Source organism: Lederbergia galactosidilytica (assembly GCF_017873565.1).
GTDB classification, from domain to species: Bacteria; Bacillota; Bacilli; order Bacillales; family Bacillaceae_C; genus Lederbergia; species Lederbergia galactosidilytica.
Window position 1 is genome coordinate 175,843 of the sequence record NZ_JAGGKH010000005.1, and the last position, 25,223, is coordinate 201,065.

20 protein-coding genes and 2 tRNA genes are annotated in these 25,223 nt (G+C 38.8%); 10 read left to right on the top strand and 12 right to left on the bottom strand.

The window, feature by feature from the left end; translation table 11 throughout:
• Positions 1-71 precede the first annotated feature (71 nt).
• Complete coding sequence (locus J2Z23_RS07065; RefSeq protein ID WP_209973558.1) at positions 72-959, bottom strand: M15 family metallopeptidase; 888 nt, start codon at positions 957-959, stop codon at positions 72-74.
• Here J2Z23_RS07065 and J2Z23_RS22780 point away from each other — a divergent pair.
• The 4 genes from J2Z23_RS22780 to J2Z23_RS07080 all read left to right on the top strand — a co-directional run bounded on the left by J2Z23_RS22780 (position 901) and on the right by J2Z23_RS07080 (position 3,884).
• The gene (locus tag J2Z23_RS22780) at positions 901-1,293 is read left to right on the top strand and encodes an HAD family hydrolase (RefSeq protein ID WP_057994395.1); all 393 of its coding nucleotides are present in this window, start codon (positions 901-903) and stop codon (positions 1,291-1,293) included. The two genes, J2Z23_RS07065 and J2Z23_RS22780, sit on opposite strands and share 59 nt — an antisense overlap.
• 24 nt (positions 1,294-1,317) lie before the next feature.
• A complete protein-coding gene (locus J2Z23_RS07070) occupies positions 1,318-2,127 on the top strand; it encodes an alpha/beta hydrolase (protein ID WP_064468370.1) in 810 nt (269 codons plus the stop codon).
• A 397-nt stretch (positions 2,128-2,524) separates the two neighbouring features.
• Positions 2,525-3,103, top strand: coding sequence for an RNA polymerase sigma factor (locus J2Z23_RS07075; RefSeq protein WP_057984469.1), 579 nt, complete (start codon positions 2,525-2,527; stop codon positions 3,101-3,103).
• Entirely contained in the window at positions 3,096-3,884 is a 789-nt protein-coding gene (locus J2Z23_RS07080; protein WP_165589593.1) for a DUF4367 domain-containing protein, read from the top strand. The genes J2Z23_RS07075 and J2Z23_RS07080 overlap by 8 nt, the downstream gene beginning before the upstream one ends.
• Positions 3,885-4,049: 165 nt before the next feature.
• Here the strand turns inward: J2Z23_RS07080 and J2Z23_RS07085 are convergent, their stop codons facing one another.
• The 7 genes from J2Z23_RS07085 to J2Z23_RS07115 form a co-directional block, all read right to left on the bottom strand.
• Positions 4,050-4,553 (bottom strand): DUF6147 family protein, encoded by a 504-nt coding sequence (locus tag J2Z23_RS07085; RefSeq protein WP_057984475.1) that lies wholly within the window; start codon positions 4,551-4,553, stop codon positions 4,050-4,052.
• 116 nt (positions 4,554-4,669) lie between these two features.
• On the bottom strand, positions 4,670-5,461 hold the full coding sequence (locus J2Z23_RS07090) for an arylamine N-acetyltransferase family protein (RefSeq protein WP_209973559.1): 792 nt from the start codon (positions 5,459-5,461) through the stop codon (positions 4,670-4,672).
• A gap of 77 nt (positions 5,462-5,538) precedes the next feature.
• A complete protein-coding gene (locus tag J2Z23_RS07095; RefSeq protein WP_064468372.1) occupies positions 5,539-6,891 on the bottom strand; it encodes an MFS transporter in 1,353 nt (450 codons plus the stop codon).
• 603 nt (positions 6,892-7,494) lie between these two features.
• A complete protein-coding gene (locus J2Z23_RS07100) occupies positions 7,495-7,698 on the bottom strand; it encodes a CLC_0170 family protein (protein WP_057984481.1) in 204 nt (67 codons plus the stop codon).
• Between the two features lie 44 nt (positions 7,699-7,742).
• Positions 7,743-8,954: a Ger(x)C family spore germination protein gene (locus tag J2Z23_RS07105; RefSeq protein ID WP_064468374.1), complete on the bottom strand. Its 1,212-nt coding sequence runs from the start codon at positions 8,952-8,954 to the stop codon at positions 7,743-7,745.
• Positions 8,944-10,056, bottom strand: a complete 1,113-nt coding sequence (locus J2Z23_RS07110; RefSeq protein ID WP_209973561.1) for a GerAB/ArcD/ProY family transporter — start codon at positions 10,054-10,056, stop codon at positions 8,944-8,946. Before J2Z23_RS07110 ends, J2Z23_RS07105 begins: the two co-directional genes overlap by 11 nt.
• A 15-nt stretch (positions 10,057-10,071) precedes the next feature.
• On the bottom strand, positions 10,072-11,697 hold the full coding sequence (locus J2Z23_RS07115) for a spore germination protein (RefSeq protein ID WP_057984486.1): 1,626 nt from the start codon (positions 11,695-11,697) through the stop codon (positions 10,072-10,074).
• A gap of 281 nt (positions 11,698-11,978) precedes the next feature.
• Between J2Z23_RS07115 and J2Z23_RS07120 the strand changes: the two genes are divergently transcribed.
• The 4 genes from J2Z23_RS07120 to mnmH all read left to right on the top strand — a co-directional run bounded on the left by J2Z23_RS07120 (position 11,979) and on the right by mnmH (position 18,814).
• Positions 11,979-13,892, top strand: coding sequence for a heavy metal translocating P-type ATPase (locus J2Z23_RS07120; RefSeq protein ID WP_420798614.1), 1,914 nt, complete (start codon positions 11,979-11,981; stop codon positions 13,890-13,892).
• A gap of 188 nt (positions 13,893-14,080) precedes the next feature.
• Positions 14,081-15,133, top strand: coding sequence for a selenide, water dikinase SelD (gene selD, locus J2Z23_RS07125; RefSeq protein ID WP_057984490.1), 1,053 nt, complete (start codon positions 14,081-14,083; stop codon positions 15,131-15,133).
• 397 nt (positions 15,134-15,530) lie between these two features.
• Positions 15,531-17,735 (top strand): YhgE/Pip domain-containing protein, encoded by a 2,205-nt coding sequence (locus J2Z23_RS07130; RefSeq protein ID WP_209973563.1) that lies wholly within the window; start codon positions 15,531-15,533, stop codon positions 17,733-17,735.
• A 29-nt stretch (positions 17,736-17,764) separates the two neighbouring features.
• Positions 17,765-18,814 carry a tRNA 2-selenouridine(34) synthase MnmH gene (mnmH, locus tag J2Z23_RS07135; protein ID WP_057984492.1) on the top strand — a complete coding sequence of 350 codons (1,050 nt, stop codon included), beginning with the start codon at positions 17,765-17,767 and terminating at the stop codon, positions 18,812-18,814.
• Between the two features lie 147 nt (positions 18,815-18,961).
• Here the strand turns inward: mnmH and J2Z23_RS07140 are convergent, their stop codons facing one another.
• The 4 genes from J2Z23_RS07140 to J2Z23_RS07155 form a co-directional block, all read right to left on the bottom strand.
• The gene (locus tag J2Z23_RS07140; RefSeq protein WP_057984494.1) at positions 18,962-20,023 is read right to left on the bottom strand and encodes a permease; all 1,062 of its coding nucleotides are present in this window, start codon (positions 20,021-20,023) and stop codon (positions 18,962-18,964) included.
• 93 nt (positions 20,024-20,116) lie between these two features.
• Positions 20,117-20,206, bottom strand: a tRNA-Ser gene (locus J2Z23_RS07145).
• Between the two features lie 6 nt (positions 20,207-20,212).
• A tRNA-Thr gene (locus tag J2Z23_RS07150) sits at positions 20,213-20,288 on the bottom strand.
• Positions 20,289-20,438: 150 nt separating this feature from the next.
• Positions 20,439-21,344, bottom strand: coding sequence for an EamA family transporter (locus J2Z23_RS07155; protein ID WP_057984496.1), 906 nt, complete (start codon positions 21,342-21,344; stop codon positions 20,439-20,441).
• A gap of 670 nt (positions 21,345-22,014) precedes the next feature.
• Between J2Z23_RS07155 and brnQ the strand changes: the two genes are divergently transcribed.
• Positions 22,015-23,358: a branched-chain amino acid transport system II carrier protein gene (gene brnQ / locus J2Z23_RS07160; protein WP_082881369.1), complete on the top strand. Its 1,344-nt coding sequence runs from the start codon at positions 22,015-22,017 to the stop codon at positions 23,356-23,358.
• A 116-nt stretch (positions 23,359-23,474) separates the two neighbouring features.
• Positions 23,475-25,157, top strand: a complete 1,683-nt coding sequence (locus J2Z23_RS07165) for a hypothetical protein (RefSeq protein ID WP_209973565.1) — start codon at positions 23,475-23,477, stop codon at positions 25,155-25,157.
• Positions 25,158-25,223: the final 66 nt, after the last annotated feature.

Below are 25,223 nucleotides of genomic sequence, written 5' to 3' on the forward strand. Positions count from 1 at the left end.
ACTCAATCTCCTTTAACAATAACGTGCGTGTATTGATCATCAATAAGCAATTATGAAATGGACTCAGTTAGTTATTTATTTTCATTAACTGGAATCGCGACATTATAGTATTCCTCTAAAGTAATATCTTGTTCAAAGATTTCCTTCGCTAGTTCCTTACCAACATAACGAATATGCCATGGTTCATAAATATAACCAGTTAAATTTTCCTTATCTTTTGGATAGCGGATAATAAAACCATGTTCATGGGCATGGTCGGCTACCCATTTAGCTTCTGCTGTATCAGCAAAACACTCCTCAACAGCACATTCTGCTGAAATACCTGAAACATCAATCGATAAGCCAGTCTGATGTTCACTATGACCTGGTCTCGCACTATAACGGTCTGCTTTTTCTTTCCCATCTTGGTCCACGTAGTTATTATAAATGGTTACTTGAGTACTTTGGGAACGATATCCCGATGCTCCAGCTAAATAGACTCCATCTTTTTCCGCTGCTGCAAACATTTTCTCTAAAGCCTTGGCAGCTACTTTGCGCAATTTTCGTTTTTCGACTTTTTCGGAGAAAATAAAGGGCACATCTGGATAGACTAAATCATCGGGCTCATACTGATCAGGTAATCTATATTGTTTATTTACGAGAATTGCTACATCGTTAGGTTCAGCGACAACTTGGATCGCTTTTTCGTGATACTCAGTTGGATCAACTTTAGGTGCATTTGCATAAGGATTATCCCTTTCATCCGTTTTGTTTTGATCCTTTTGATCCTGATTGGCAGTCTGCTCCTTTTCAGTTGGAGGTGCATTTTTTTCGCTGTCTTTAATGTCCTGGTTGCCTTGGTCAGGATTTTCGTTAATGATAGGTTTTTCTTGATTAATAAATCCGTCACATCCTGTTAGAATGCCTCCGGTTAAAAAAGCAATAAAAGCAATAGATAATAACATTCGAATTAATTTCATATTCTTTTCCTCCCAAATTACTATTCTAACTTTTTTCTACAACAATTACCATCTCCTTTTCTGTTTAACCATACGAGATTACAGTAAACTTCATCCATTAATTCAATATACAAATCCCAATGCAAAGCTAGATCCAGAAGTATTTGCTTTAGGGGCAGATCAGCTCAATACTCCCTATAAACAATATGTGATGTTTGGAGATTCACAGGTAGGGTTGGAAGCAGCGAAGTCGATAGGAATGCTAGCGATCAGGTTTGGTCAAGAATTGGACTTACTCCAAGTTGATATCATTTTTTCAACTTTAAAAAAATTCCCATTCGGAGTATACTTTTAGGAAAAGAAGTAGGGGTGTTGTGCATTGATCCATGAAGTGATTCAAATTCAGACCGAGCAATCAGAAGCAAAGCTTTACACATATGTGTTGGACAATTCACCAGAAATTGACCAAAATCGAAAAAGGCCAGCTGTTATCATTTGCCCAGGCGGAGGATATGTTACGACATCTGATCGTGAGGCAGAACCTGTGGCGATTCAAATGAATGCAATGGGGTTTCATGTCTTTATTTTAAGATACAGCGTACAACCTGCGACCTTCCCAACAGCCTTAACCGAACTTGCGACGGCAGTAGCTTATGTAAGAAATAGGGCCGAAGAGTGGAATATCGATGCAAATAAAGTGATTGTTACTGGTTTTTCCGCAGGTGGCCATTTAGCCGCAAGCCTTGGTGTTTTTTGGGAGAGAGAATTTCTAGCCGAAAGGGTAAAATTTGACAAGGACGCTTACAAACCAAATGGCCTTATTTTGAGTTACCCTGTGATTTCCTCAGGTGTCCATGCCCATCAAGGGTCATTTCAAGCCTTACTAGGGGATCAGCAGGAAGAGTTGCGAGAAAGACTTTCATTGGAAAAGCAAGTGAATAATCAAACACCTCCTACATTTCTTTGGCATACTTTTGAGGATGCTAGTGTCCCAGTGGAAAATTCCATGCTTTTTGCGGTCGCTTTAAGGAAACACAACATCCCCTTCGAGCTCCATATTTATCCGAGCGGGGGACATGGTCTCTCCCTTGCAAATGAAGAGAGTATGAATGTCCAGAACAATTTTGGTATCCAAGAAGAATGCCAAAACTGGATTGACATGGCCGGAGTGTGGATTCGGAACTTATAAGCAGGGAAGAACAAAAAAAGATTGGTCAGCAAGACGCTGTGCCAGTCTTTTTTTGCATAGGGGTAAATTGGGGAATACACTTCAGTTATGGAACTAAGTGGCTTCGTTCAAACTGTATATGAACAAAAGATACTCCTTTATACTTTGCCATGCTTGGTACTAAGATTCCTTTCATAATTGTTTACTATTTTACTAAATTCACTCTATTCTTTATGAATACTATGTAGTGGCTACAAGAATTAAGAAAGTGTAAAGTCATCTAGTGAATTATCCAAAATAGGTGGAAAAATGTCCGAATTCACCAAACGCTATTACGCTAATTATGATAGTATTTACATAGATCCATATAGTCTGAAAATTAGTAGAGATGTTGGTAGTTTGGTTGGGAGGGGAAATGTTGCCTGAGGAAAAAAGTCAACAGCTAAAGACACAAGCTGATGATGAAAAACTTATTTTTCAAACGCATTATGAAGATGTTTATAAGGCTGTATTTTTTATGGTCAAAGATCCATACCTTGCTGAGGATCTTACACAGGATGCCTTTATTAAAGCGTTTCGAAATTTACATAAACTAAAAAGTGGAACCAAAATGAAAGCATGGCTTGTGACGATTGCTACACGAACGGCGATTGATCATATAAGAAAAATAAAAAAGCGAAACGATTATCTAACAGATGACGTCTATATATTAGATAGAAATTTCAACTGTAACCACTCTGGCTCTCCTGTAGAGGGAAAAGTGGAAAGACGAATGCTAAAGCAGTTGATTAAACAATGCATTTCTGTACTAAGACCACCAATTTATAAAGAAGTGCTACTACTGAAATTTGAGTACGATTTAAAGGAGGAGGAAATCGCAGATTTGTTAAATATTAGTCCTGGTGCGGTGAAATCTCGTCTTCATCGGGCGAAAAAGAAGTTAAGAAAAGAATTGCAAAATTATGATGAGTTTAGGGATGGTGATCATTTTGAGTGAAGAAAAAAATGACATGCTAGACCAACTAATCAAAGAAGCGATCCATGAAGGAATGGAACAGACACCAACACCAATGTATACTTCAGAAGAGGCATGGGGAAAAATGGACGGGGCAAGAAAGAAACACCCTGCTCGTTATCCAAGAAGCCTTAAAAAGGTATGGATGTATGCGGCATCCATTCTTGTTATTCTGGCTTCCGCCACTCTGTTCTCAACCACCCAAGGGTTTGCGTCCCCAACACTAACCCAATTTTTTCAAAAGGTTCAAGGGAAAATGGTTCATTTATTTGTGAAAGTGGGAGAGGATACTGGTTTTTCAGACCCACCCCAAGGATCAGGAATGAACTCAGAAGCAGGTCCAGTGGTAGTGGAATCTGAAGTAGTATCTTTACAAATGGATTTGCAAGAAGCACAGCGGGAAACCACATTTCCAATTCTGGTGCCTACTTATATACCGAAAGCCTATCATTTTGAAAATGTGACCGTTATGAAGGGAGAGCAGGAATTAAGTCGAGAAATTTATTTGCATTATGAAGGCGACGACGGTGGTTTTCTGATTGATCAGCAAGTAGCTGGTGAAGCCTTTGGTATGGGAATGGTGTCCGACATGGAAGACACTCAAGTTGAAAATATCATTGTGAATGGACAACAGGCAAAGCTACTAACATTCCAAGATAATTTCGTCGAGTTATTCTGGGTGAAGGAGGACCAAATGTATTATTCTATAAGCGGAAATTTGCCAAAACAGGAAATCATAAAAATTGCGGAATCAATGAATTAGGTGAAACAGCCCCCCTCTACAAAGAACTAGTGGGGGGATACTAGTTTACATATTGACGGAGTTACAGTATAAAGGGAGGAATACTTTGACCAACAAGAAAAAGAACTAGTATGAGAAAATCCCCCATTACTAGTTCTTCTATCTCTTCTATCTAATTTCTTATTGTTATTTCACTTCGATATAGGTTGAAACACTAGAGGCGTTTTCTAATTTACCGCCTTTCTGTATCCAATGGAAGTTAGAAGTCCGATATCTTCCTTTAGATACGGTAACCTTTTGGCTCCCTGCAACAAAAGTGGAGCCATAAGACTTATATTCTCCTAAATTGGAAAGATTGATCCAAGTTCCTTTTTTGGCGTCCCATTTCTGTAGGGTAATTCTCACACCAATAACATCAACAGATGTCCGTGCCGTTGTATTACCGCTAACGGTTACGGTACTTCCTGAACGACTAATGGTGCTTTTGCCACCGGCTAAATATTGATTGGCAAAAAGTTGAATCCCAGGAGTTTTGATCGTTCCTTCGCCGTAATTTGGATCAATCGAAGGCTCTCCTGTTGTTGGAATCATAGAAGCATCTTCACTCTCAGCAGCGAAAGTGGGACTGGACATAAAGACTAGCATGAGAACAGCGGACAACAGTGATACTAAGAACCTACTTTTCCTCATTGTACTTCATCCTCTCCTATATATTCATTATAACTAACGAATAACTAGAGGAAAGGTTACGACTTTTATGAAAGTTTTTGAAAAATAGTTCGAAAGGCCTTAGGGAAAACTAGTATTTAAAAATAATCATCGACTTCATCTGGTAAAACAATCCCAAAATATTTTTGCAATGCTTGTTTGTATTCTTCATAGGAAGCTGGTGTAAAAGCATGCACTTGATCATCTGTAAAAATACGAAACTCCTGACCTGACACGGAATTTCGCCCCTCCTTTGTGCGAATGGCTATCATTGCTTCTTTGGTGAAGATGGACTCTGGTGCATGTTCACACCAAAAGGAAGCCATAATATAATCCCTTGCTAGCTGCGGCTCTTCCGTGAAAGAAAAAATCTCTCGCCACTGCTCTTTCTTTTTCTCATACAGCATCCAGCCAAACTCTGGAACTTTTTCAAGTTTATATACTTCATCTCCCTGGGTCTGTATCAATCCTTCTACCATTTCAATTGGTCTTCTTGGGACAATGCCACCAACACCGACATCACATAAATAGGATTTTCCTTCGGCTTCTACTTTTAGTACATGGTGGCGTCGCTTCGGAGGTAGATTTGGCTCATCTCGCCAAAAACGAGCGAAGTAATCTGTTACAGAAAAGCCTAATTGACGCAATAGCCAGCTAAAGAGAGCGTTAAGTTCGAAACAATAGCCACCCCTTTGTCGGACCACGATTTTTTCATACAAATCAGGTATTTCTAATGATAACGGGACTTTTTGCAAGATATCCAAATTTTCATACGGAACTGTATGTAAATGGCAATGTTGAAGTTCGGCAAGTGTTTGAGCACTGTTATCGAATGCCCCCTTAAAGCCAATTCGTTCTAAATAAGCGTTCACATCTGAGTTTTCATGCATTTCTTTTTCCCCTTTCCCTATTAACATCTTACATTTATTGTAGAGAATGCTTTTTGAAAAGGAAAGAGGGAGAGGGATTAATGATGAATACGATGCTGGCGACTTGGTAATCGAATCGCAAGTATAACAACCAACAAACAAAAGATTAAACAAATCAGTGCGACATTGTGTAAATGTTGTGTATCTAAATGGCGATTAAAGGCAATGCCAAGTAAGCTAGAGGATAGAATTGAACCAAGATAACGACTCGTTTGAAACAGCCCTGAAGCAGAGCCAGTGTCCTCCGGTCGTACATGTTCATATAACGCCGTTTGCATAGAAATATTGTTGAATCCATTACTCATCCCTAACACAGCCATAATAATAACTAGCCATAAAAGTGAAGAGTTTTCTTGTAAAGTTAGCAATAAAGCTGTTCCGATAAATAGAATGGTCGCCCCCACAATCAAGGGCCGTTTGGCTCCATGTTGATCGATCATTCTCCCCGCTAAGGGGGCAATAATGACGCCAGCTCCGGCAAGAGCCAACATAATCAAACCGGTATTCCTTTCGCTATAATGGTGAACTTGCTGTAAAAAGGTTGGAAAACCAAAGAAATAACAATAATACACCAAGTTAATGCTGATAAATTGTAGATAAATTAAGGAAACAGTTGGATTTCTTTTTAAAGACAGTAGATCAATAAAGGGTTCTTTCTGCCGTTTTTCGTATTGGTAAAAGCTAAGTGCTCCCAATAGGAAAATTCCTAACGCCCACCAGTGAATCTTATTTTCTAATGACAGGAGGAATAATATCAATCCAATAATTGTAAAAATAAATAAGGCAATGCCAATAAAATCAATACGTCCCAATTCAATCTTACTTTGAGAGCTGTTTGGCAAAATAAAAATAGCCATTATAAAAGCAGCGAGAATAAAAGGGAAATTAACAACGAAAATTGATGGCCAGTCCCAACTCTCAATTAAAAAACCTCCAATGGAAGGTCCGAAAGCAGCAGAGGTTGAAGCGAAGATGGATAGAGTAGCTAATGCTTTCGCTTGTCCATCTGTAATATGTGTGCGCACCATACTCATTCCACTTGGAAATAAGGTCGAACTGCCGATTGCCATTAAGGCACGGCAACCAAGTAAAAAGGGGAAGTTAGGTGAAAAGGGTGCAAGGAATGCGGAACATGCAACAAGCAATAATCCGGCTAAAAATAATTTTTTCGGTCCGAACATATCACTTAATTTTCCCATAACTGGCTGTCCAGCGGCGCTTGCTATGTAAAAAACAGAAATTAGCCAAGAGGCATCAGCGAACGTTAGAGCAAACTCATGTTGCATCCGGGTTAACGCAACTGAAATCATCGATGAGTTAAGAGGATTGAGTAACGTGCCTAAACCAATGGTTAGGACGAACAACCATGTTTTTTGTTGCTTTATCGCCAAAATTATCACACCTATGTTGTTAAAGTAGTTTGTTAAAATAACGTAACGTATTCCTATTATCATTTCAACTTTATCGTCACCCTTAGCAGGCTAAAGTGAACCGCGGTAAAGAGTTAGGAACGGATTCAGAAACGGTCGCATAGCTGAGTCTATATGCCGAAAAACGTAGGGAAGCTATCGAAGCAAGGTTCAATAAGCCCGGAAACACAGGAAATCCAAAGGAACGGTCGCATAGCAAGGTTTTATAAGCCCGGAAACACAGGAAATCCAAAGGAACGGTCGCATAGCAAGGTTCAATAAGCCCGGAAACACAGGAAATTCAATGGAACGGTCGCATAACAGGCTTCTATAAGCCCGGAAACACAGGAAATTCAATGGAACGGTCGCATAGCAGGGTTCTATAAGCCCGGAAACACAGGAAATCCAAAGGAACGGTCGCATAGCAGGCTTCTTTAAGCCCGGAAACACAGGAAATCCAATGAAACGGTCGCATAGCAAGGTTCTATAAGCCCGGAAACGCAGGAAATCCAAAGGAACGGTCGTATAACAGGCTTCTATAAGCCCAAATAACCGAGGAAAGCATTGGTGCGGACAAAACCTTGTTTACCAAAACCATCTTTGATAAACCCAACTTACTATATAGAAGGCCGAGCCTAAGACAATATTTCCCCAACCCAAAAAAAGTGCAACTTTTTTTTCCTTCTTCTGATTGTTTCTTGAATAGGACTTCACGTCTAATAGAAGGATGATAATCCCTGTTAGAATGAGGAGACTTATGAGATAGTAGCCATAATCGATATCCAGCATGCCGATAAACTCCTTTACTAAAAATAATGGTGAGCCTCATCTGTTTAATTGGCTTTTATACCGGATTGTTGAATTTGGGTGTCCACGTCAATATCAACGTCAATGTCTTTAAAAACTTGGCGCCACTTTTCTTTTGTTTTTATATGTTTATTCCAATAGGCAGGGTGTTTCGCCCGTATATGTTCACCGAAACCAAAGATATCGGATTCTTCCTTTTGCATTTTTTGAATTAACCTTTTCAAGGAGGCAATTGTGTCTTTATCTGTTTGCTTTTCAATTCTTCTAATTAATTCTAGATTGGCAAGATTGACATTATTTTTTGCGTCTTCATCTATTTCATTTTCATAGCGAATTCTAATGCGGATCTTAGGTTTCCCGCTTTCAATGGTCGTCTTCATCCTTGAGTAGCGGCGAATAGCGCGTACCAATACCTTGTCGTCGGAGTCTGGAACATTAATGAATACCCCATATCCTCCTTGCTTTTGACCGAGAATGCCCATGAACTGGCCGATTTCAATTGGTTCAATTACTCCTTTCATTTCATCTTCATTAAAATAAGCAAATCCTTTGATGGCTATATTCTCTGCTTTGTGTATTTTCAAATATGGCAAGGCCCCATCTTGCCCTTTACTTGAGAGTGTTCTCCAGAATATTCCCATATCTGATGATGGGATTTTCCCTAATTTTTCTGCATTGTGTACCATATCAGTTAAGTATAAAGCGGGTACCCTTTCTAACTTCGGTGCGATTTCCATATACTTTGCTGCTTTTTCTTCCGATACGACCATCCATGTCGTTCTTCTCACTTGCGCATTACGACGGAAAAAGTCATTGATTTCTTTCACTCCCTCTTGAGCAATTTCTTTATTGATAACAAGGATGCGCAAATGGCCTAAAAACAATTGGTCCGCTAGTTCTTGCTGTAAATTTAATAAAGCATCATCCACTGTATGTCCAACGGTGCTGAGTACCCATACTGGCTCTTGTTCTGCCCCACCAGTTGTCTCAGGGCCTAAGGGGATTCGTCCTGGTACAGAAACTTGGGCTGTGAGGCGCAACATCTTTTCAACTTCGGGCTCGGAATTGGGCATATGGGTAATGTATCCTTCTTCTTTCTCTTTATCTGGATCGACTTTATCGATGGCAATTGCCAATACGGTTGCCCTTTTTTCAATATCCATACTATCCCAGCATCCTCCGAGGAGTGGAATCAAGAGAGAAATTATGAAAAAGACAAAAATTGATTTACGGGTCATTTTCCTGCTCCTTTCCCCTTTTCCTGGGCACCTTGCGGATTTTGGCTACAATCAATATAAAAAATGGAAAAATGAAAGTGAGGAAAAGTCCGAAGATCCCAACTACTTTTATATATCGATACATCTCAATCGTTTCACCGGGAAACATCGCAACAAGGAAAATAATTGGTAATAGAAAAAGGGTCAACGCTTTATGATCTTGAAGACGTAAAGACTGTTTTAGCGTCTGGACTGTCAACATATAATTCGAAAAGATCGTTGTAAAAACTGCTGTAACCCAAATGGCTAGGAAAACAACATCAAGACGTTGTAATGTATTGCCAGGGAGGGAGGTTGCTCGCGCAAGTCCTAGTGTCGGCCACATGATTGTCTTTATTTCTTCTACTCCAAAAAGGGAAATGGAAGCGACAATAATCATGATGAAAAAGCCACCAGAAATCACAACTCCCCATAGGCTAGCTTTCAATGCCTTTTTCGGTTTTTGCATGAACGGAATCAGGATTGCCAAAATAAATGCTCCTTGAAATAACGCAGCTATTTCCGGTAGGCCTGTCATCATTTTGAATCCATTCCCTAAGATCGGTTGGAGATAAAGGATATTGGCGTCTTTTAGAGAGACTAATGTAATAATTAATAGAGGTACTAATATAACAGGTAAATAAAAGCTATGAATATAAGTAAAGGTGTTTATATCCCCTCGAGTAAAGATCACAGCCATTAATAGCATGACAATTACGGTTACTTCAAGAGGCGTTTTTGGTAAAACAGATGTCACAACAACCGCTCCGAATTCCCTCGCCGCAAAACCAGTTAACAGTGTGAAAAAGGCGATAACCGTAAAGGTATATAGCCGTCCCAGCCACTTTCCGATGACGAGTTCACTGTACTCCACGAATGTTTCATTCGGATAATGACTCCCCAGCTTCACAATGCCCCACATTCCAAGGAAAACAATAATGGTAGATAAAAGAGCTAAAAGCGGTGCGCCTGTATCGGCTGCTTGTACAGAAACGAGAGGGAGACGTAAAACCCCAACTCCAATGATAGTACTAACTAGTATCGCAGTTGTTTGGCCAACAGTTATATTTCGAGTTGGTTTCATTGGTTCTTCCCTCCATTATTTCTTTCGCTTATTCAATGGATTAAGTGGCTGATTGGGTCTTGTTTTAATCGCCTCTTTGCTCACTTTTTCGCGAGTTTTATTTTTGGATTGAAACATATTCGGTCTCTTTGGCATCCACCAAAATGGGAATCGAACGACACTGTCCTTCATGCCTTGCGCGTTCCAAGGAGAGGTTGGGCTAAGATAAGGTACACCGAATGATTTTAGAGAGAGCATATGATTTAAAACCATAATCAATCCAACCATTAGTCCGTATAATCCGAATAGCCCAGCAAGAATGGCTAATGGAAAACGAAGTAATCGCAAGGCAAATGCTGCACTATAGACCGGAGTCGCGAATGAAGCGATAGTTGTAACTGCTATAACTACGACTGTGATCGGGCTTGAGAGGCCTGCTTGTACGGCTGCATCCCCCACAATTAAAACACCGACAATTGATAATGCATTCCCGATTTGTTTCGGTAACCGTACAGTGGCTTCCCGCAATATTTCCATTGCTACTTCCAAGATTAACACCTCGACGACAGCGGGATAAGGAACCCCCGACCTTCCACCTGCGACAGCAACCGCAAAATCCGTCGGCAATAATTCAGGATTAAAAGAAATAAACGAAACATATAAACCTGGAACAATTAGGGAAAAGACAAGGGCAAACATGCGAATAAATCTTTGAAAGCTTCCCATCACAAAACGAGTCGAATAATCTTCTGTTGCCTGATAGAATTGGTTAAATACAGCAGGCACTAGCATAGCGAAGGGGGAACCGTCAACAAGAATGGCGACCCTTCCTTCAATTAAATTTCCGACAGCACTGTCTGGTCGCTCCGTTAACAAAGTTTGCGTAAAAGGAGTATAATGATTATCTTCAATATATTGCTCAAGATAGCCAATATCTAAGACAGCATCAATATCGATTTTCTCTAGCCGTTTTTCCACTTCATCAATCAAAGCTTGATTGCTTATTCCTTTTAAATAACATATGGCGACTTTAGATTTCGTCAGCCTACCAACTTTTAGTGTCTTTATACAAAAGTCTGCGGTCGGTAACCGGTAGCGTAATAAACCGATATTTGTTCCAAGTCTTTCAATAAACCCTTCCCTCGGCCCAATAATAACCTGTTCAGTCTCTGGTTGTGAAATCGCTCGTTTTTCCACATAACGGGTATCAATATGAAAAGCCTCCATAGCCCCATCAATCACTAAAGCAGATTCTCCAGCTAATAAAGCATCGACGATATCAATTAGCTTAGCTTCTCTTGTCAATTCTCCTTGATAAAGAACTTGTTCAGATAAAGTTTGTAAGATCTTTCCTTGTGTCAAGTCTTGGGCGTCAATATGATCTGGATATTCCATCAGGGGTTTCAAAATCTCGTGATTGATAACTTCTTGATTCACTAGATTAGAAAAATAAAATAAAACAGCGGTATGTGTGCCGTAAATGGAAAGGCGGCGAATAATAAAATCATCATTATCGCCTAATAAACTTTGGATAAAATCAACTGTATCCTCTAAATTTCCATTTATTTCATCATCTTTATATTGCTCCATTTGTGAATGGGGAATATTTAAATTGGACTTTTTCCTTTTATTGCCTTTTCGCTTCCAAATGGACATAGACATTTTTTTATCTCCTGTCATTATTGGCTCTATTGTCAGTATGTGCAGTGAAAGGGTAAATATGTAAGGTGCCCTTCAAATAAAATGGCGATAACGATAATTATTATCATCTATATTCTTCATAAAACTAATAAATAGTTGAGTGTAACGATAACCATTATCAATTAGGATAAAAATTATCAATTGTATTTGACAGACGCTCAATTTATAATTATAATCACATTATAATAATTCTAAATTAGAAGTTTGATTTATTGATATAAAGGTGGTGCTTCGAGTTGGATGTGCTTGCGACAACAAGAAAAGGTAATGAGAATGATGCAACCATTTTAATTCCTGGTTGGATTCAACTTCGTGGGGAATTAATGGCTGCAATCTTTTGTGGTATGTTAATTTTATTTGCATGGTTAATGGATGTGAGAGGATTTATCATGCCATCAGTTATTCTATATTTATTAGCTTATTTCATTGGTGGTTTTGCGAAGGCAAAAGAAGGATTAATTGACACAGTGGAAAATAAAGAATTAAATGTTGAATTATTGATGGTTTTGGCAGCTATAGGATCAGCCATTATTGGGTATTGGGCAGAAGGGGCCATCCTTATTTTTATTTTTTCATTAAGTGGTGCGTTGGAAACTTACACGGTGAGTAAGAGTCAAAAAGATATCGCCTCTCTCATGGAGTTACAACCAGAGGAAGCCTGGTTATTACAAGGTGGATTGGAAACGAAAGTCCATGTTTCAGAACTAGCTGTTCATGATATCATCTTAGTAAAACTAGGAGAAAGGATTCCAGTTGATGGGAAAATTATTAAAGGGAAAACAACGGTAGATGAAGCAGCCATTACAGGTGAATCGATACCAGTCTCAAAGGGAATACAGGATCATGTTTTTGCGGGCACGGTGAATTTAAATGGCTCGATTAAAGTGGAAATTACGAAAGCAATCCATGAAACACTGTTTCAGAAGATTATTGATTTAGTGCAATCTGCTCAGAACGAGAAATCACCATCGCAACTTTTTGTTGAACGGTTTGAGGGAAGATATGTAAAACTTGTCCTACTAGCTGTTGCGCTTATGCTATTTTTGCCGCATTTTATTTTGGGATGGAATTGGGGTGAAACCTTTTACCGGGCAATGATTCTTTTAGTTGTTGCCTCCCCATGTGCTTTGGTGGCTTCGATTATGCCGGCAACTTTATCGGCCATCTCTTTTGGTGCACGTCGGGGGATCTTGGTGAAAGGGGGCACATCTTTAGAACAATTAAGTGAACTGAAAGCCATCGCTTTTGATAAAACAGGAACATTAACTATGGGTCGTCCTGAAGTTACAGATATGATCATTTCAAATGAGGAATCGATAGAAGAAATCCTCTCTACAGTAGTGGCAATGGAGAGATACTCTAATCACCCATTAGCAACAGCGATTGTCGCATATGTAGAACAACAAGGTTTTAAAGCTGTAGAAGAGGTAGAAAATTTAGAAGATAGACCGGGATTGGGCATATTAGCCAATCACAATGAGCAGGAATGGAAAGTAGGTAAATTTGATTTTGTAGATCAAGATCAAGCGGCTCATTTTTATAATGGGGTGGCTGCTAAATTGGCTGCACAAGGTAAGACACTTGTCTTTATTGAACGGAACGGAAAAGTAGTAGGAATCATTGCCTTAAAGGACCTGGTGAGAAAGGAAACAAAGCGAGCGATTGAACGCTTAAAAAATTTAGGCATGCATACAATCATGCTAACAGGTGATCATCCCCAAACCGCACGTGCTATTAGAAATGAAAGTGGAATAGAAGACTTTAAGGCAGAATGCTTCCCTGAGAGCAAGGTTACTCTTATCAAAAGCTTAAAACAAAATTATGGAGCGGTTGCGATGGTGGGAGATGGGATTAACGATGGCCCGGCTCTTGCCACGGCTTCTGTCGGGATTGCGGTAGGAGAGGGGACAGATGTGGCATTGGAAACGGCAGACATAGTTTTAATGAAAAATGATCTCTGTCGTATCGCGGAAGCAGTTGAACTATCAAAAAGGATGAACAGAATTATTAAGCAAAATATCCTTTTCTCCATTAGTGTCATCATTTTGTTGATTTTGGCAAATTTTATTCAAGCTCTTGATTTACCATTTGGGGTTATTGGGCATGAAGGAAGCACCATTTTAGTAATTCTAAACAGTTTGCGTCTGCTAAAATAGAATTTCGTGAAGATCAGTCGTCGAAAAGATTAGGGCTTTTGGACGGCTTATTTTATTTATTGAATTATAAAAGATAGATATTATCCTACAATATCATTTATACTGTATATATAATTTTAAAGGATGTTCAAAGAACGCTAGTAAAAATGCTTCTTTGAACAGATTTAAAGAGGAAAGGTTGATGACTCATGACACAGTCTGGTTCGGTAAAATTAACGTCTTTATCTTCAAAAGGAGGATGTGGCTGTAAGATTGGTCCTGCAGATTTATCGGAGGTAATTCGAATGATACCACCTGCTAAGCATGACCCTAATTTATTGGTTGGTCTCGATACGAGTGATGATGCAGGGGTTTACCGACTCACGGATGATTTGGCGATCGTTCAAACTCTTGACTTTTTTACACCTATTGTTGATGATCCTTATGCATTTGGACAAGTGGCAGCGACAAATGCAATTAGTGATATATATGCGATGGGCGGAACTCCTGTTACGGCATTAAATATTGTGGCATTTCCTATTGCAACATTAGAAAAAAATATTTTAGCTGAAATATTAAAAGGAGCGGCGGATAAGCTGCAAGAGGCGGGTGTCACCTTAGTAGGGGGCCATTCAATTGATGATCAAGAGCCTAAGTTTGGACTTGCGGTAACAGGTACAGTCCATCCCGACAAAATTAGAACGAATGCTGGAGCTAAAGCTGGTGATCGATTAATCCTAACGAAGCCTATCGGAGTAGGGATCTTATCTTCTTCTTTAAAAAAGGGCTTATTAAAAGACGAGGAAATAGACAATCTAACTAAAGTGATGACGACTTTAAACAAAACAGCGGCTGAGACGATGGCCCACTATGATGTCCATGCTTGTACAGATGTTACCGGTTTTGGCTTGCTTGGACATGCTTCAGAACTAGCAAAAGGCAGTGAAGTCGGCTTGCATATTAAAAAAGACCAAGTTCCTGTACTAAATCGTGTTAGAGAATTGGCGGAGCAGGGTGTAATACCTGGGGGTACGAAAAATAACTTTGCTCATTTAGAAGGATCCGTTACCTTCCCGGAAACAATGGATCAAGTCGATCAATGGATTTTATGTGATGCGGTCACATCGGGTGGGTTACTCATCAGTGTAGCGAATGATGATTCAGAGGCATTATTGTCAGACTTACAACAAAATGGAGTAGAATCGGCGTTTATTGGTGAAGTAGTCACTGATCCTAAGGGGCATGTAGTGGTTGACTTTTAAATAGGGTAAGAAAAGTCTAGCTTGAATCTAGCTCACACTTAGTAACTAGCAAATTTACCGTTTTGTTTGCATTTTGGGCTTGAGGGGTCTGAAGCCAAATAAGCTTAAACCGATAAGGGGGATGGGTTCAAGAACTTTTGCTTATCAAACCCACCTCTTATGATGTCCAAGCTTCACTAATGCAGTAGAGAGGATATAAGCTGGTTCAGCCTTTTGAAAGGTTGAAGGACTTTTAACCGTTTAAATTTTAAACGGGCGTTTTTATTTTTCGAAGAACAAATATATGATTGGGGTGAGGTGTCCGCGCAAAATGTTGCTTGCCTGGTTACATTTTGCGAAATTGGGAATAATATGCCAAATAATATCAAGGATTTCGATCCCAAAAAAGGACTTAGACATGAAAAACAGTTTAAATATCTATAAGGTAGATTTGAAAAATATTGCAACAAATTGGGCAGCCATGATTTTGATTGGTGGTTTAGCTATTTTGCCTTCATTATACGCTTGGTTCAATATTGCAGCGATGTGGGATCCTTATTCAAACACGGGAAATCTCCCAATCGGAATTGTCAATGAAGACAAAGGGGCAACTGTTCGAGATCAAGAGATAAATGCAGGAAAAGAAATTGTTGACAGTCTTAAAGATAATAAGAATATGCAATGGTATTTTACCGATCGAAAAGATGCCATGGATAAAGTGGAATATGGTGATTACTTTGCTATTGTCATTATTCCAGAAGACTTCTCGGAAAAGTTAGGAACTGTCATATCTGACAAACCTGAAAAAGCCCAAATGGAGTATTTTGTAAATGAAAAACTAAATGCTGTTTCACCTAAAATAACTGAAAAGGGCGCTTCTGTTATAGCGGATGAAGTAAGTAGCAAATTTATTTCAACGGTGAACGGAATTATTTTCGATCTATTTAACAATTTAGGCATTGAAATAGAGGGAAATTTACCAGATATTGAGAAATTTGAGGATTATATTTTTACACTTGAGGAGAACCTCCCGGAAATTAATAAGATGTTGAATGAGTCATTAGGGGACGCAAATTCCGCTGGAGAGATTTTGAATAAAGCTCAAGGAGCACTTCCCCAAGCAAAAGAATATACGAACACTGGATTAACGACGATTAATCAAACATTAGATTATATGAATGAAGCGGAAAATCGCTTGAATTCAATCGCACCTAAAGTGAAAAAGGACGTTGCAAAGGTTCAATCAATTGCTGATCAGATTAATGAACTTTTAGAAAAGGCTAAAGATAGCAAGATTGACATTAGCGAAGGAAAAAGAGTTCAGGAAAATCTAGAAAAACAGCTGGATGATGCGATTACTACATTAAGTACAGTTGAGAAGGCATTACAGCAATTACAGGAAACGAATGCTCAACTGCCGCCAGCAACAGATGGAGAGTCAGGGGAAGAACAGGAAACGGAGCAGCTGTCACAAGATCAAATTAACCAAGCAATTTCACAAACTGCTGATTTGCGAAATTCGTTAGAACAACTGCGAACTGATGTAAATCAAATGGATCAATTCCTAAATAATACGGAGGCCGCTAGTAAAGTGGTCGATCAAATTCATCAAGCTGCAGCTAATACAAATGTTAAGTTAGATGAATTTGTAAAAGAATATCAAAATAATATTGAGCCAACGATTTTGGAAGAAGTAGGAAAGGCTAAGGAAACCCTAACAGGAGCCAAGGGAATTCTTGTCGAGATTCAATCGACTTTGCCTGAAGTAGAAAAGGTGCTAACGAATACGCAAAAGAACCTACAAGAAGGGAAAGGCATGCTTGAATATGCCTCAGGGGAATTTCCATATGTAAATGATAAAATCAAACAATTAGCGGAAAAGATTCGAGACGTACAAAAGGATACAGATATTAATGAGATTATCCAGCTATTGCGTAATGACCCATCTGCAGAAAGAAGCTTTTTTGAGGAGCCTGTATTATTAAATCAAAACGCATTATTTCCAATTGAAAATTATGGAACAGGGATGACACCATTCTATACCGTATTAGCTGGTTGGGTAGGAGCGTTACTACTCATTTCCTTGTTAGCAGTTGATGTTCATCATGATGGGATATATACCGGAAGACAAGTCTATTTTGGACGATTTTTCACATTCTGGACCATCGGAATCGTTCAAACGATTGTTGTAACGCTTGGAGACTTATTCTTGATTGGTGTGAATGCGAAGCATCCCGTTTGGATGGTTATATTCGCGCTCTTAGTTAGCTCTGTCTTCATTCTTATAGTGTATTCACTTGTATCGGTATTTGGAAATGTTGGAAAAGCGATGGCCATTGTGTTGCTTGTCTTGCAAATTTCAGGATCAGGTGGAACATATCCTGTTCAATTATTACCTAAGTTCTTCCAAGCCATTAATCCTTACTTGCCTTTTACTTATGCTGTCGATTTAATGCGTGAAGCGGTAGGTGGGATTGTTTGGGGGAGAGCATTAAGAGATATTGGGGTACTCATTTTTTGTGGGGTATTGGCCATCATCTTTGGTGCCTTCTTAAAAGAACCCATTAATAAGAAAACGACAAAGTTCCTCGAGAAATCGAAAGAATCAGGGTTAGTCCACTAAGATTAAATGTGAGGGAGTAAGGAAAAATCATGCATCGAAATATTACGATTGAGGAATTGTTGAATTTAGCAAAACAAAATAAGATTACGATGATTGATGTCCGATCACCTTCAGAATTCCAAAATGCAACAATCCCAGGAAGCATCAATATCCCCTTCTTTACAGATGAAGAAAGGGCAGAAGTAGGCACTTTATATAAACAGGTCAGTCCAGAAGCAGCGCAAGAGCGAGGATTAGAAATTGTTTCTACTAAGCTCCCTGCTTTTGTTCAAAGCTTTAAAAAGATCGAGGGAGAGAAGGCTGTATTTTGCTGGCGTGGTGGCATGCGCAGCAAAACGACGGCTACTGTCCTAGAACTCATGAAGATCCATGTACTCCGTTTAGAGGGGGGATTTAGGTCTTATCGTAAATGGATTGTAGATCGATTAGATACAATGGATTTCGCCCCCCACGCCTATATTATAGATGGTAACACTGGCACCGGAAAAACGGCTATTCTTCAGGGGCTTCAGCAAGAGGGGTTTCCAGTGATTGATCTAGAAAAATTGGCCAACCATCGTGGGTCGATCTTTGGGGGGATTGGCCTTGAACCTCATAATCAGAAAGTATTTGATTCATTGCTAGTCCAGAGAATGGAACAATTAAAAAACTCTTCCTATGTTTTATTTGAAGGGGAAAGTCGAAGGGTCGGAAAAGCCCTTCTGCCTCCTGTTATAGAGAATTTAAAAGATAAAGGCACACATATTTTCATTAAAATGCCAATGGAGGAAAGAATCCAAACGATTTTGGATGATTATGAGCCGTGGGAGCACCAGCATGAGTGTATGGAAGCCTTTCAACGAATAAAGGCTAGGATCCACACACCGATCGCTACAGAGGTAGAACAGGCATTGCAAAATAAAGACTATTCCTTGGTTGTGCAACGTTTATTGGAATATTATTATGATCCTCGATATCAACATGCTGCTGAGCAGTATCCAGAAGCACAAAAGATCATAATCACTGTGCAAAGTATCGAAGAAGCAAAAGAAAAGATTAAGCAAATCGTTAGCAAAAAGCGGATTCCCCAGGGTGGGTAATCCGCTTTTTGCACTTTTAAATCTAGGGAAATGTAGTGAGATTTAGCTAGGAAGATAGGAGAGAGAAGGGAGTCGCATTTCGAATGCGAGTTCTCAGAGTAGATGGGAAAAGTCAGCTGATCGTTTTTTATATTTAAATGCAGCGAATTATAAAAGTAACATGCCGACCAACCCACTGGCAATCCCAATCACAACTACCGCTACCATAACAAATAGTAAAACCTTTTTTGGAAAGGATGTGGATACCATAATTAATGACGGCAAGCTAATAGACGGCAATGTAAGCAATAATGCCGCAGCAGGACCAGTACCAACCCCAAGAGAAAGGAAGGTTTGGATAATTGGAATTTCTGCAGCGGTTGGGATAACAAATAACATTCCGCCTATTGCAAATAAAATGATAGCCAAGATTCCGTGTGCAGCCGTATCACTTAATTGCGGAAACAGCCAAACGCGTGCCGCCCCCAAAATAAATACGGATAAAAAATAAGCAGGCACAATATATAAAATCATTGTTCCCAAACTTTTAAACCATTTCGAAATAAAGCCGCCATTTTCAGTAGCATCTACTTTAACAAGTTCGTCGATATCAATCGGCTTTGTATCATTAGCAAAGCGATTGGCTAGATAGCTTACACCGAAGGTTAAAATAAATCCGAAGACAATCCTGATCACTGTGAATTTCCAAGACAGAACGAAAGTCATAAAGACAAGGGTTGCTGGATTAATCGCGGGATTTCCAATCCAAAAGGCTAATGCAGCTCCAACTGATACATTCTTTTTTCGTAGTCCAACAGCCATTGGAGCTGCACAGCATGTGCACATCATTCCTGGCATAGAAGCAAGTCCACCAACAGCAGTGCTACCAAATGACGTTTTTCCTAGTACCTTTAAAAGCCATTGAGTCGGGATTAATACTTGTAGCAAAGAACCAAGTAGGATCCCTAAAACGGCTGCTTTCCATACGGATTGAAAGTAGGTAAGAGCATAATCCCAAGCCATCTGAAAGGACGGAGAGCCGCCCAAACTATCTCCTAAGATGGAATCGCCAATAGAATGTGTATTTGAAGCAGTGATTCCTTTTTGATAGTAAGGAAACCATTTAGCATAGAGTAATCCGGCCGCAGCGATAATAAAGAAGATGAGTACGAGCCAAATGGCTTTATTTATATTTACTTGTGAATCATTTGATACATTTGCTTTATTCATATTACACCTCACATCCAAATAAAAAAAACCTTTCTTCAAGGTTTCAGGTTAGCACTAGTTTATTACTAAATACCAATCATAATCTTGTAATAACGGAGAAGGTGGGATTCGAACCCACGCGACAGTTGCCCGTCCTAACGCATTTCGAGTGCGTCCCCTTCAGCCGGACTTGGGTACTTCTCCAATGACTGGTGCTGGCGAGAGGATTTGAACCTCCGACCTCATCATTACGAGTGATGTGCACTACCAACTGTGCTACGCCAGCATTTATTTTACAACATATTAAAAATAATAATACTTTTTTTCGGGAATTTCAATAAAAAAGTTGGCCATGCAGATTTTCCCAAATTGCGTTAAGCACGTTGAATTAAAAGCAAGATTCGCCGTCAAAATGTCGGCAAATCTGCCTAAAGGATTAGTCTTTAGCCACATGTATATATTTCTTTTTTAGAAATAGTGAGGCTTGACCAATGAAGATTCCTATTAATACACAGACGACCCCAATCCATTGTATGGATGTCACTGTTTCGTGTAACACAAATGTCGAGAGAATAACGGCTGTCGGTAACTCAGAGGCCGATAGAATTGTACCAATTCCTGGCCCAACATGAGGCATTCCAATTGAAAATAGTAATGGGGGCAACATTACCCCAAAGAATCCGAGTAAAAGTCCATAAGGTGCTAAGCCAAGTAAGCCTTCTCCCTGAACAATAAAGATTGGTGGAAATAAAATGCTGACCGTACATAAAGCTCCAGTCGAAAGAAGGGCGCTTTTGAAAATGGGATGAAGTTGATTCCCTACAGCCCCACTAATTAATATGAAAGCAGAAAATGAACAAGCAGCAAGCATGCCCCAGCCAAAACCGATCCAAGATAACTCCTTTCCACCACCGGAGATAAGCCCTGTGGCTAGAATGGAACCGAAAAGTAAAATAATAATAGAGATCAGTTTGCTGCGATCTGGTCTTACTTTATAAAAGATCCATTCAAGCACTGTTCCAATCCAAACAAATTGAAATAAGAAAATAATGGCGAGCGAAGCTTCGACTGTTTGCAGAGATTTATAGTAAAAGATCCCTGTTAATCCCATTGGAATCCCGGAGATAATAATTTTAATTGCTTGCTTAAAAGATAAGCGAGTTCTACTTTTCTTAATAAAAAGAACAAGCACCCAAGTAAAAACCGTACCAAATAAAAATTGACTTCCAGATACTTCTGCCATTGTAAAACCAGCTGCATAAGCTAATTTGACAAATGTCGATAGAATTCCATAACAACATCCACCGATAAAGACCAAGAGCGCATAATGCCATGCTTTCATTGCTATCCCTCTCTTTCTAAGACGAATCCATGACCCATTATAAACATTTCCATTTGAAAAATCACCTCTCTTTAGTTGTTCAACTTTTAAAAAGTGTTTAGATTATCGGCTATAAAAATATAATAATATGCTTAGCAAATGAAATATGCGAGGGTTCGATTAGATTCTCCAGAGCAAAACGATAAAGCATGCGGCCCTAGCGGCAGATTTCATTATACATCAATTCTAAAGCGATGCCTTAGTAGCTCTGATGTAAGAGTATAAAATTTCATTTTCGATATTCAAATCCTTTTCGCTTGATTTTCCGCCTCCTTTAAAAATAAGGTCAAGTCAGTTTTTGTACTAAAGGAATTCCTCATCGTGTCCATGACTGTTCATATAAAACAGGTATTTGTTCCGACTATTTGCATGAGTAAGATAAAGAGAGTAATATATGAATGGTGTGTTTTGTTATATTATAAGTATCAGAATTTTCAGTTAGTAGATAATCTAGTTTGAGAGCATACAAAAGTTCATTCATTGATCCAACGAATTTCTTTCGTTGGCTTATTTCTTACTGCTCAAAACTCTAAGTACAGACTGTGCTTGTATTGGCGTATTGAGAAATTTTCAGTACGTTAATATACGGTCTGCTTTTATCTTTTCTGACAGACTTGTAGGAGGAACAAATTTGAAAGTTAAATTATCATTTTCAGCATATTTAGTAATAGGCTTTATGTTATTCGCTCTTTTCTTCGGGGCGGGGAACCTAATTTTCCCGGCGACATTGGGGCAAAATGCCGGAACGAATTTTTGGCCAGCTATATCGGGATTTTTAATTACAGGTATCGGTTTGCCTTTTTTAGGAATTTTAGCAATTGGTATGTCTGGCAGTGAAAATTTACAAGTTTTAGCTTCACGAGTTCATCCCATTTACGCTGTTATTTTTACAGTGCTCCTTTACTTTACAATTGGTCCATTTTTTGCAGGCCCGCGAACAGGTGCGGTTGCTTATGAAATCGGAATAGCTCCATTTGTAAGAGATGGAGCAGATCAAATCGGCATGCTTGTATTTACTTTTATCTTCTTTGGTGTGACTCTATTGTTTTCGTTGTATCCAACTAAGATTGTCGACATAGTGGGAAAAGTTTTAGCTCCTGCCATTATTCTCTTAATTCTTGTTTTATTAGCAACGGTTGTTATTAATCCTATAGGCTCGTTTCAAGAGCCACAAGGAGCATATGTTCAGTCTGCATTCTCACAGGGATTTTTAGAAGGATATAATACGATGGATGCACTGTCCTCCCTCGTATTTGGCATTATTGTTATTAATGTTGTTAAAAACATGGGGGTAACATCGACGAAGGGGATTTTAAGTACGACAGCCAAGGCGGGGTTTGTTTCCATTGCTTTCCTAGGTGTTATTTATATAGGAATTGCTTATTTAGGGGCTGTTATAACTGAGGAATATGGCTTGTTTGAAACAGGTGGACCGATTTTAAGTCATGCGACTACTCATTATTTTGGGACCTTTGGTGCTGTACTATTAGCAGTGATTATCATTCTAGCCTGTTTAACGACCTGTATTGGGCTCATTACCGCTTGTGGAGAGTATATGCACACTTTAGTCCCGCGAGTGAGCTATAAGTTGTTTGCTGTCTTTTTTTCTCTTTTATCCTTTATTATAGCCAATTTTGGTTTAGAGAACATTATTCGTTTTTCTATACCTGTTTTAATGTTCTTATATCCTTTGGCAATAGTGTTAATGATATTGACATGTATCTCACCTCTTATAAGGGAGTCACGCCTTGTTTATCAATCTACGATCGTCATCACGATTTTTATTAGCAGTATAGATGGCTTAAAGGCGTATTGCCAACAGGTTGAAAGGCCTTATTTTGAATGGATGGCGCCGATTATCTCCTTTTATGAAACCTATTTACCTTTCTATAAAGGGGGACTTGGCTGGTTAGTGCCTGCAATATTAGTGATGATTGTCACTAGTTTGTTTAGTTTGATACTAAGACGACGTTAGCCTTAGTGCACTTTTCTTTGAATAGGAAAAAGGACTAGTTCTCCCCGCTATCTAGAAAGTTTACAATGGTAGTTATATAGATAAAAAAGAGAATTTTGTAGAACAGGGTGGGAAAATTGAAGGTTGAATTAAATTTGCGAAGCATCTTAAGGAAGCTCAAAAGTGCGGATCCTAAGAAAAGATATGAGGCACTTGATGATCTTTATCAATATAAGCAGCAGGAGGACCTTCAGGTACAAATTGAGGTGTTGCTAGATTGCATTAAAGCAGCAACCTCTACGTTTCCTAAGCGTGTGGATCATTGGGACAATCCTTCTTATTATTTGATTGATTTTGTTTGTGATTTTCGAATGCCACAAGTTATGGAAGCTCTTATAAAGCATTTCGATCAATTTGATCCACATGCTAAAGAACGAGTTATTGAATTCTTGTTATCTACAGAAGATCAAAAAGCATTTTATTTTCTAGAAGAGAAAATAGTTGAACTAATTCAATCAGAAGAATTGTTTAGATCACTTAGGGAACTTGGATCATATCCTGTTTTAGCGAGAAATATCATAGACAAGACCTTTGAACAAATTCATACAGAGCAATATAAATTTTTGTATTATTCTTTGATCTCAACTATTAATGAATCGGGATTAGATCAAGGGTATAAGAAAGAGAAGGTTCTTCCTCTCTTACTAGAAGACTATCACACTGTTTTAGAAGAATACTTGAAATTTGACCCAGATTATTCAACGAAATTCGTTTATACGGCATGGAAAGATAGCTACTTATTAATTAGAAATAGATTGAGATTGTTTATAAACTTAATGATGTATTATTTCTCGCCTGAAGTGGAAAAGGAATTACAGCGAGCTTTGCATTTTAAGGATCCGATGATAAAGACAGATGCATTAATTATTTGCCTATCTAAGAGTTTACCCTATGACCAAAAGATATTGACCGAAACAGCTCAGCATGTGGAAAGTGCCGAAATGCTTTATTGGAAGTTACTAGAGCGGAATTGGGAACATTTATATCCCATTCATGAGGGGGTACAACCTCATTTAGCTAAAACAAGATTTTTTAATACTTTGGTTGGGAATCCTGATGAAGAAGGAAAATTTCCATATCCAGAGGAGATTGAGATTGTAGATCAAGTAGAGACTGAAAATGTTCATGGGCGACTTGTACGCTATTATTTTATTCGTTTCCAGATGAACAATGTGGATTATGTAGGTTGGGTAGGGGGCTATACCCTTGAAAGTGGAGATCCGCAAGGAAGTATTTGGGATGAGAGCTATACGGAATTTGTAGAATATAACTCTTTAAGCGAAAAAGAACATAAACAGGCATTTCTAGAAGGAAAAAAGAATCTAATGAATGTTCTTGATCAACATGTGTTTTTTGAAAGCTCACCAAAGCTTAGCACCGGTACTTGGTTTGCCATTGCTGTGATCATCCCATTTGCGATTAGATTTTCTTATTATTTATTTGATTTTCCCATATTAAATATCTTGATCGTTATTGGCTTAACTGTTGCGCTATCCTTGAATCAAGTTCGAAGAAATAAAAAGAAAAAGGTTATGATTATCGGAGATCAATTAATTGTGAAAAAGGGTGCAAAGCAAAATAGTCTGGAATTACAAAGTATCGAGAAAATCGAATATAATCAAAAACATGTTATGATTTACAATAGAAATCATGAACTTGCCCTAAAGTTCCCGCTTAGTTGGGTACATTATGATCTTTTTCAGCAACAAATGAAGAAAAATGTTGCGCATTTTGAACATAAGCCATTTATTCAGCCTTGAAGCATTTCAGTAGACTCTACTGAAGTGCAACACCTTAACACTAAAAGGTGGTAATTAAAAGGGCTC

What these genes read in the sequence shown, in the direction of transcription:
- J2Z23_RS22780 (WP_057994395.1), top strand. Translation starts at nt 901, where the DNA reads ATGCCTCCGGTTAAAAAAGCAATAAAAGCAATAGATAATAACATTCGA.
- J2Z23_RS07065 (WP_209973558.1), bottom strand. Translation starts at nt 959, where the DNA reads ATGAAATTAATTCGAATGTTATTATCTATTGCTTTTATTGCTTTTTTA.
- J2Z23_RS07085 (WP_057984475.1), bottom strand. Translation starts at nt 4,553, where the DNA reads ATGAGGAAAAGTAGGTTCTTAGTATCACTGTTGTCCGCTGTTCTCATG.
- J2Z23_RS07090 (WP_209973559.1), bottom strand. Translation starts at nt 5,461, where the DNA reads ATGCATGAAAACTCAGATGTGAACGCTTATTTAGAACGAATTGGCTTT.
- J2Z23_RS07100 (WP_057984481.1), bottom strand. Translation starts at nt 7,698, where the DNA reads ATGCTGGATATCGATTATGGCTACTATCTCATAAGTCTCCTCATTCTA.
- J2Z23_RS07105 (WP_064468374.1), bottom strand. Translation starts at nt 8,954, where the DNA reads ATGACCCGTAAATCAATTTTTGTCTTTTTCATAATTTCTCTCTTGATT.
- J2Z23_RS07110 (WP_209973561.1), bottom strand. Translation starts at nt 10,056, where the DNA reads ATGAAACCAACTCGAAATATAACTGTTGGCCAAACAACTGCGATACTA.
- J2Z23_RS07115 (WP_057984486.1), bottom strand. Translation starts at nt 11,697, where the DNA reads ATGTCTATGTCCATTTGGAAGCGAAAAGGCAATAAAAGGAAAAAGTCC.
- selD (WP_057984490.1), top strand. Translation starts at nt 14,081, where the DNA reads ATGACACAGTCTGGTTCGGTAAAATTAACGTCTTTATCTTCAAAAGGA.
- J2Z23_RS07130 (WP_209973563.1), top strand. Translation starts at nt 15,531, where the DNA reads ATGAAAAACAGTTTAAATATCTATAAGGTAGATTTGAAAAATATTGCA.
- mnmH (WP_057984492.1), top strand. Translation starts at nt 17,765, where the DNA reads ATGCATCGAAATATTACGATTGAGGAATTGTTGAATTTAGCAAAACAA.
- J2Z23_RS07140 (WP_057984494.1), bottom strand. Translation starts at nt 20,023, where the DNA reads ATGAATAAAGCAAATGTATCAAATGATTCACAAGTAAATATAAATAAA.
- J2Z23_RS07155 (WP_057984496.1), bottom strand. Translation starts at nt 21,344, where the DNA reads ATGAAAGCATGGCATTATGCGCTCTTGGTCTTTATCGGTGGATGTTGT.